Source organism: Synechococcus sp. H60.2 (assembly GCF_047462315.1).
Classification (GTDB): Bacteria; Cyanobacteriota; Cyanobacteriia; order Thermostichales; family Thermostichaceae; genus Thermostichus.
In genome coordinates this window covers 1-8229 of sequence record NZ_JANSIZ010000092.1, presented here as the reverse complement: position 1 = coordinate 8229, position 8229 = coordinate 1, and the positions used below count along the sequence as shown (strand labels likewise).

8 protein-coding genes are annotated in these 8229 nt (G+C 60.2%); 5 read left to right on the top strand and 3 right to left on the bottom strand.

Annotated elements, in window-relative coordinates; all coding sequences use genetic code 11:
- Positions 1-580 precede the first annotated feature (580 nt).
- Both NW845_RS11615 and NW845_RS11610 read left to right on the top strand, forming a co-directional pair.
- Positions 581-1459, top strand: a complete 879-nt coding sequence (locus NW845_RS11615) for a hypothetical protein (RefSeq protein WP_414378655.1) — start codon at positions 581-583, stop codon at positions 1457-1459.
- A 180-nt stretch (positions 1460-1639) separates the two neighbouring features.
- Positions 1640-1867, top strand: coding sequence for a hypothetical protein (locus NW845_RS11610; protein ID WP_414378654.1), 228 nt, complete (start codon positions 1640-1642; stop codon positions 1865-1867).
- A 148-nt stretch (positions 1868-2015) separates the two neighbouring features.
- Here the strand turns inward: NW845_RS11610 and pth are convergent, their stop codons facing one another.
- Positions 2016-2705, bottom strand: coding sequence for an aminoacyl-tRNA hydrolase (gene pth / locus NW845_RS11605; protein ID WP_414378653.1), 690 nt, complete (start codon positions 2703-2705; stop codon positions 2016-2018).
- A 120-nt stretch (positions 2706-2825) separates the two neighbouring features.
- Here pth and NW845_RS11600 point away from each other — a divergent pair, with 120 nt between their 5' ends.
- Entirely contained in the window at positions 2826-4046 is a 1221-nt protein-coding gene (locus NW845_RS11600) for an HD domain-containing phosphohydrolase (protein WP_414378652.1), read from the top strand.
- Positions 4047-4313: 267 nt separating this feature from the next.
- Positions 4314-5435: a methyl-accepting chemotaxis protein gene (locus NW845_RS11595; RefSeq protein WP_414378651.1), complete on the top strand. Its 1122-nt coding sequence runs from the start codon at positions 4314-4316 to the stop codon at positions 5433-5435.
- On the opposite strand, the gene NW845_RS11590 is transcribed toward NW845_RS11595, so the two are convergent.
- Positions 5432-5842, bottom strand: coding sequence for a DUF4359 domain-containing protein (locus NW845_RS11590; RefSeq protein ID WP_414378650.1), 411 nt, complete (start codon positions 5840-5842; stop codon positions 5432-5434). The genes NW845_RS11595 and NW845_RS11590 overlap by 4 nt on opposite strands.
- Before the next feature lie 143 nt (positions 5843-5985).
- Between NW845_RS11590 and prfB the strand changes: the two genes are divergently transcribed.
- Positions 5986-7114, top strand: a protein-coding gene (prfB, locus tag NW845_RS11585; protein WP_414378656.1) for a peptide chain release factor 2 whose coding sequence is annotated in 2 segments (ribosomal slippage) — positions 5986-6057 and positions 6059-7114 — 1128 coding nt in all. Because the reading frame shifts where the segments join, the coding sequence is not laid out codon by codon here.
- Here prfB and NW845_RS11580 read toward each other — a convergent pair.
- The gene (locus NW845_RS11580) at positions 7111-8112 is read right to left on the bottom strand and encodes an o-succinylbenzoate synthase (RefSeq protein WP_414378649.1); all 1002 of its coding nucleotides are present in this window, start codon (positions 8110-8112) and stop codon (positions 7111-7113) included. The genes prfB and NW845_RS11580 overlap by 4 nt on opposite strands.
- Between the last annotated feature and the right edge of the window lie 117 nt (positions 8113-8229).

Sequence of the window (8229 nt, the reverse complement as noted above, 5' to 3'; positions counted from 1 at the left end):
ATACATCCAGAATCAGTCAGAGGGTGCTATCCATCCCCACCGTATAGACGGTGGGGAATTCCGCACCTTACGTTAACAGGCTGTACTCCAGGCTATATACTGCCGAGATTAGGCAGCTTACCGCCAGGACTAATGACCAGGGCTTGCGCCGCCGGATTCGTGGGTCAACCGCTTGGTTCAGCTTGGCATTGAGCAGCGCCGACTTTATCCGGTTGGCGGGGGGTCTCAGCTCCTGTAGCCAGCAACACCACTGACGAAGGATGGGCAAAGAATCGCTGCGTAGAGTCGATCGATCTGGCCGGCGGCGGGATCCCCTAGGGGGAGTTTCCGAGGGTTGGGGAAAGTCTGGACACTGCGGCTATGGCGAACTAGCTTAGAGGCAACTCTTTTCTCAAGTTTTCTCAAGCTAGTTCGTGGGGTGGGATCCATGCTGAGGCCCAGTCTTTTGTTCTCCGGATCGGCGCTTCTGGGTTTGTTGTCTTGGCTGTGTTTGAGCGGCGAATGCGGTTGGTTGGCTTCCCTGCGCAAGGGACGGGGCGCTGTCCCTGAAGTTTCCTCGGCGCCAGCGCAGAATGTTCAAGTGGCGGCATTTGCAGATGAACCCGATCCTGAGCTCCTGCTCAGGCAACAAGCCCAACTGGAAGCCCAAGTACGGCAGCTTGAGCAGCGCTCTCAAGCGCATCAGTTGCTGGCGCAGCAGGCGGCCCAAAGGGGGATCCCTCTTTCCACCCAGGCTGGTGAGCGTTTTCACTTGGATCGCGTCTATCTGGCGCGGCTAGCTCAATTTCTGGAACAGGAGCCGGGGAACGCGCAGCTGTATCTGCAGCGGGCTCAGTACTTCTGGGATCGGTTGCAGGGCGATCCCTTGGCCTTGCCGGAGCCAGACCAGGCGACTGCTGTTGACCACCTGCTGAGCTTGGCGCTGCGGGATCTGGACATTGCCATTGCTTTGGATCCCTATTTGCCTGAAGCTTACTTGCTCAAGGCCAGGATTCAACACGAGTATTTCGGGGAGCTGGAGCAGGCTTTGGCAACTTTGTCCCCCCTGGATCGCATTGCCTATCACAACCCCCAACTTCACTTGTTGCGCTCTCGCATCTGGGCCGAACAGGGGCATCTGGAATCGGCGTTTGATGTGTCGCACCTGGCCATCGAGCTGGCCAAGCAAAACCAAAGCCCTGCCGATCTTTTCGATGCTTATGTCCATCGCGGCCTGATGTGGGCCAGCATTTGCGACTTCAACTTGGCCGTTCAGGATTTCAGCCGAGCTATCGAGGCGCAGCCGCAGCAAGCCGAGGGCTACTACCACCGCGGCATGGCGCGCGCCTATCAGGGGGAGGATAGGGCCGCTGCCGCTGCCGACCTGGGCCGTGCTTTGACGCTGTGGCAGGCTGCAGGCAGAGGATCCCCAGAGCTGCTGGAATATGTAGAAGCAGTACGGATGGAACTGTTGCAGTAACTCCACTGCTGGCTGGGTTTCTGCTGCGGATCTTTGTCTGGCCCGTTGGGTAGAGAGGTTCTGGGTTTGGGGTCTCTGGGCAGAGGGCGTTTGGCAAGTGCGGCCAAGCCATTCCAGGGTGGTAGAGCCATCTGTTACCCAGGAAAACTGGAACGCTCCCCTTGAAGAGAACCCAGCCAGATGATGAGCCGAAGACAACTGACCCTCTCCGTCTCCTCCATAGCCCTGGTGGTGGCCACAGGGATGCTGCTGCTATTGGGGCAACTGCGCAACCTGGTGCTGACCGCGATGATTGCGTTGGTGGTGGCAGTGGCGCTGGATCCCTTGGTGGATCTGGCGGAGCGGCTGTGCATTCCCGGCTGGCTGGGGGTGGTGGCGATTGTCCAGGGGGGCTGGACGTTTTTGTAGGTGCTGATCCTGTACGTTGCCGTTCAAAACTTGGAAACCTATCGGCTCTCTGGCTTAGCAAGAGAGCCGCTCCCCCGCGGGGAGCAACCTGGAGGGATCCTTGCCCTCTCCTGCCAGTGGCTCTGCGGAGGCCGACTCCCTGACGCGGTCAGCTTTCTCCGGGCGCAGTCTTGGCTGGGTCGAGAGGAGCTGGCGGAGCTGGCCAATCTCGCTCAGATACCGGCTCGGAGAGATCTAGAGGGTTGAAGCGGTTCATGGCCGCCCTTAATCCTTCTTGCAAGCAACACTCCACTGCTTCCACTGCTGCCCTCAGAACCCACTCCAGCACTGCCTGCTCGGTAGGTTCAAACCTTCCCAAAACATGCCCAACCATGTCTTGGTGGCCTTTGGGCTTGCCCACCCCCAGCCGTAGGCGAGGGAAAGCCTCGCTTCCCAAATGTTGGATGATGGACTTCATGCCGTTGTGTCCGCCGGCAGAGCCAGATCCCCGCAGACGCAGGCGACCCAGGGGCAAGTCCATATCGTCGTACACCACCAGAACCGAGGCGGGATCCAACTTGTACCAATCCATCACCGCCCGCACCGACTGGCCAGAACGGTTCATGTAGGTCTCCGGTTTGAGCAGGCGCCGCTTGCCCCCCAGGGCAAGCCCTTCTCCGTAGGAGCCCTGGAAGCGCTTTTCCAAAACCAACGGGATCCCCCAGCGCTCCGCTAGCCGATCCACCACCATAAAGCCGCAGTTGTGGCGGGTGTTGGCATACTGCGGGCCAGGGTTGCCCAAGCCGACAATGAGCTGGATGGTAACCTCCTCTGGCGGCTGGCTCTTGATCTGGGTCACTGCATCGTCTTTTGCCTCCACAGGTAAAGTAGGGTAGCAGAGTTACTCTGGATAGGCGAGCCCCAGCCTCCCCCCTCGGGGCGGCGGTGGGAACGCCCGTAGCCCAGTAGAGGATAAGCCATGTCCCTCAGGCCTGCCCCCTTCGAGCTCTCCCTTGGCGAAGCTAAATTCGAGCCTGCTGCTGCCTTGCGCCTGAGTCAGCGGCTGATCCAGGTGGGGATTGCCCTTTCCTCAGAAACGGATTTAAAGCGGTTGCTGGAGCTGATTGTTGCCCAGGCGCGCGAGCTAACCTGCTGCGATGGGGCCAGCCTGTTCCTCCGCGAAGGAGATGAGCTGCGCTTTTTCGTGGTCAAGCGCAACGAGGAGCTGCGGGATCTGCGCCTCCCCCTCAGCCCTTCCAGCATCGTGGGCTATGTAGTGCTTACCGGGGAGAGCTTGAATCTGCCGGACGTTTACCAACTGCCCCCCAATCTGCCCTACGCTTTTAATCCCCAGGTGGATCGGCAGACTGGCTACCGCACCCGCTCCCTGCTCACGGTGCCGCTGCGGGATCCCTCAGGAAACATCCTCGGAGCCTTGCAACTCTTAAACCGCCTCAGGCCGGATCGTCCTGCTGAGCTAGCGCGCAACCAGGTGGCCGAATGGAGTCAGCCGTTTTCTGAGCTGGAAGTCCAGGTGGCCGAAGCCCTAGCTTCCCAGGCAGCTGTTGCTTATCAAAATGTGCGCTTGCGGGAAGAGCTAAAATCGGCTCACCTGGAAACGATTTTTTGTCTAGCTCAGGCCGCTGAGTATCGGGATCAGGACACGGCTTTCCACCTAAAGCGCATGAGCCACTACTCCCGCATCATTGCCCAAGAGTTGGGCCTCTGCAGCCATGAACAGGAGCTGATTTTCTACGCCAGCCCTCTGCACGATGTGGGCAAAATCGGGATCCCGGATGCCATCTTGCAAAAGCCAGGCCCCCTCACCCCCGAAGAGCGACAGATCATGAACCGCCACCCTGAGATTGGCTACGAGATCCTCAGCAAGTCCGACTCGGAGCTGATGAAAAAAAGCGCCATCATTGCCCTCACCCACCACGAGAAGTTTGATGGCAGCGGCTACCCGCGGGGCCTCAAGGGCGAAGGGATCCCGCTGGAAGGGCGGATTGTGGCTTTGGCCGACGTGTTCGACGCCTTGGCTAGCCGCCGTCCCTACAAAGCAGCCTGGGATCTAGACGAGATCTTTCGCTTTGTGGAAAGCAACAGCGGCAGCCACTTCGATCCGCAAGTGGTGGCAGCTTTTAAGCGCGGGCGCGGCGAAATCCTGGAGATCTACCACCGCTATCAAGAGGCTCACTAACCCCAGATCCCCTTAGCCCCTGGGTTCAGAACAGGTTCCTCGCCTGCCCACCAATAAAGCACAAATGAAAAAGAAAGAGCATCTCTCCGCACAATCCCGTATAGGCTTGTAGCCAGAAGACAAGATCTCAAGCCAAACTAAGGGTGGCCGGCTCTGTTTGCCACCGGTTCGCTGGAAAGGCGAGCAGAGCTCTGCCTCTGTGCTCCTCTATACATAGCACATTCTTGGCCACTTGTCTCTGCCCAACCCGCGCCGAGGATCCCTGTGATGGCTACCCTGACCAATCCGCCCACTCCCACCCTCTCGATCAACACCAAGCTGCGCGATCTGGCCCTGGTGGACTTTCAGGTGAGCGAGTCCACCCCCTGCGAGAACGTGGTGCGCCGCCTAGAAGATGATCCCAGCCTTTCGGGGGTCATCGTGCTGGATGAGCGGTCGCGGGTGCAGGGGATGTTGACCCGCCGCGCCATTTTGGAGTGGATGCTGAGCAAGCCCTATGGCCTAGACGTGTTTTTGAAGCGGCCCATCAGCTCCTTGGTGGAGTTCCACGGACGGGGCTTTTTGCTGCTCCCCGGCGACTGCGATGTCATCGCGGCGGCCAGCCAGGCCTTCCGGCGGCCCCAGGAGACCATCTACGACCCGGTGGTGGTACAAGTTGGTTCCCAGGACTACCGCCTTTTGGATGTGCCGGTGTTGTTGGTGGCCCAGTCGCAGGTGCATCTGGCCACGCAGCGGAAGCTGCAAGAACAGCAGGAGGAGATGCAACGGATCTTGGCCGAGCTGGAGCAAGAGAAAAACCGCAGCCTTCAGTATGCCCGCGATCTGGAGCGGCAAAAGGCCGAGATCCTCAGCCAGAACATCGCTCTAGATCGGGAGCGGCGCCAGGCCCAGCAGCGCTCCGAAGAACTGGCCCGCCTCAACGACCGCATCATCGAGATCAGCTCGGTGCTCTCGGAGAAGGGCAAATCCACCTTTGCCGCCACCTTTGCTGGAGTAGAGGCCGTTCGCCGTCTATTTCAGGAAATTGCCGACAGCAACCAGGAGCTCTCCCGCGAGCTCAAGGAAATCAACACCATCGTTGACTTGATCGTAGAGGTGGCGGGCTATATTCGCCTGCTCTCCTTTAATGCGGCTGTGGAGGCCAACCGCAGCGGCGGAGGTGGCGGTTTTGGCGCCATTGCCCAGGAGATTCGCAAATTGGCAGGGCGCACCACCGAAGCCAGCAACCGCATCCGCGGCTTGGCAGAGCGCATCCAACGCCAAAGCCAATCCACCCTGCAATCAGCCCAGGCCAGCGCCGAGATGGTGCAATCCCTTTACCAGCAGGCCCAGTCGGCCCAGGCGGCCCTGGAGGAGTTGCAAGCCCTCTTGGAGCGGGCCCAGGTTTAGCCTTTTTGGGGAGTGGTCTGGCCCTCGCGGATCTCGTAGGTGTAAAACTGCCCTGCCACTGCCAGAGTTTGGAAGTGGTAGGTGGGCAAAGAGATCCCCAGCGGGCCAAAGTTAAGCAACGACAAATCGGTGCTGTAGAGGCTGAAGAGGATGAAGTTTTGCCGGCGGGTCTGGCGCAGGAACAGCTCTGCCAACTCCGGTTGCAGCTCTTGCACAAGGGCGTGACATTCCTCAATGAGGGTGGGCAAAAAAGCCGGGAGCTGGGCGCAGTATTCCCGTGTAGCATAGGCAGCCAATTGTTCCCCTGCGTAGGCCCCGTACGCTTCCGGGGTGGGATTGGTGATGGCCAGAGCAGCCACACCCCCGGCCAGAGCCAGTCCGAACAGCAAGCCCAGAACCTTCGCCATGGCAGCCTCCAAAACAAGATCCCGATCTTCCTCTGGGCTCGGATCCCTCCAGCCATTTCCCCAATCCAGATGCGCCCGTCAGCGGGCTAGGAAGTTAAGATGGGATCCCAGACCCGATGACTTCAGATAGCATCTACAAACCCATGGAACTGGCCGATCTGAGACGCAGCCTAGAATCGCTCACCTCGCGCCTGAGCAGTGCTCAGGACTATCTTTGACCTGCCCCGCCTAGAGCAACAGATCGCCATTTTGGAGCAAGAGGCGGCGCAGCCGCAATTTTGGAACGATGCCGAGGCGGCCCGCCGCCACCTGCAACAGCTTAACAGCCTCAAGGCCTCCTGGGATCAAGTCCACCGCTGGAAGGATCGCCTGGAAGATGCTGCTAGCGCCCTGGAGCTGTTGCAAGAGGATCCCGACCCGGAGCTGTTGGCGGAAGTGTCCGGATCCCTGGCGGCGGTGGAGCGGGAGCTTAGCCAATGGGAGTTGCAGCAACTGCTTTCCGGCCCCTATGACAAAAACGGCGCCATCCTCACCATCACCGCCGGCGCGGGGGGAACCGATGCCCAGGACTGGGCAGCGATGCTCCTGAAGATGTACACCCGCTGGGCAGAAAACCAGGGCTACAAGGTTCGCCTCTCAGAATACTCGGAAGGGGCAGAGGCCGGCATCAAGTCGGCCACCTTGTTGATCGAGGGGCCCTACGCCTATGGGTATCTTTCCGCCGAGAAGGGCAACCACCGCATGGAGCGCATCAGCCCCTTCAACGCCAACGGCAAGCGCCAGACCAGCTTTGCCGGCGTCGAGGTCATGCCCATCCTGGAGGAAGAGAATGAGTTCGAGCTGAGGATGGAGGATCTGGAGTTCGAGACTTCTCGTTCCGGCGGGGCAGGGGGCCAGAACGTGAACAAGGTGGAAACGGCGGTGCGGGTTATCCACAAGCCCACCGGCATTGCCGTGCGCTGCACCGAGGAGCGTTCCCAACTGCAAAATAAGGAGCGGGCCATCCAGATCCTGAAGGCGAAGCTCATCGAATTGGAGGAGGAAAAGCGCCGGCAAAAGCTGGCCGAGATCCGCGGCGAGATGGTGACCCAGGGCTTTGGGGGCCGGATCCGCACCTACACCTTTGATCCCTACAAGTTGATCAAAGACCACCGCACCAACGCCGAAACCTACAATGTCGAGGCGTTTATGAATGGCGAACCGGAGGAGCTGATGCACTTTATCCAGGCCTACCTGCGGCAGGAACGGGCCAAGCAAGCCGCCGCAGTCTAGGGCCGGCTGTGGCGCTCCCACACCGCCTGCATCAGGGCTGCCCGCTCCTGGGCTGAGATCGCGCCCAATTGAACGGGATCCCACTCTGGGAAAAACTCCCCCACCCCCCATCCCAAGGCTCTGGGATGGGCTGTTTTTGCCTGCAGGGATCCCGCCCAAACTAGGCCGTGCCAAGCGCCAATAGGGGTTTCCAGGGCCGAGGAAAACACCAGATCCAACCCCGGGTGTTGGCTGAGGTAGTCCCTCAGGGCAAGACCGGATCCGACCAAAGAGGGCTTGACCACCAGGATCCCTTGCCAGCCGGAGCGGTGGACAGCTTGCAACTGCTCCAGGCCAGCCACTGACTCATCCAGGGCAAGGGGAGTTTGAAACTCGCGGCTCAGTTGGATCAAGTCGGCGTACTGCTCCGGGGGCAGGGGCTGCTCGAAAAACTCGATCTTGCCCGGCCACTCCCGATTGAGCTGGTCGCAAAGGGCCAGCCAGCGCCGCGCCTCTTCTAGGGTCAGCCCGCCGTTGGCATCCAGGCGCAGCCGGGATCCGGGCGGCAGTTGCTCCAGCCAGCTTGCCAGCTTTTTCCACTCCTGCTCAAAGGCATCCACCCCCACCTTGCCTTTGTAAACCGGGTAGAAACCTGGGGGCGCGGTTTTTCCCAAAAGCCCACAAAACGCAAGCCCCGAGAGATCCCTGGCCAGCCAGCCGGGATCCCGACAGGCCAGCCAGGCGCATTCCAAGCCAAAGCGAGTGGCGGGCAGAGTTGCTGGGATCCCTTCAATCTGCGCCTCGGATAGCTCAGCCGGCAACTGCTGGCAAAACGCCAGCGCTTGCTCCAAAGTCTCGCTGCCCAACCAGGGGATGGGAGCAATCTCCCCGTAGCCCTGCTGACCCGTCTCCAGATCCGTCAGCCGGATCAGGATCCCTTCCCGGACAGACCATAGGCCGTAGCGGGTGCGCAAGGGCTGCCGGAAGAGCCGCCGATACCGGCAAAACTCAAAGCGCATTTTCAGTCCAATCCAGTTGAGGATCCCCCCGAAAGGGGAGTTTCCAATTTCTAGGGATCCTCCCAAAGGGGGAACCGAAAGAAAGAAGGGCTTGGCTTAGCACCATAGCCCTTCTCG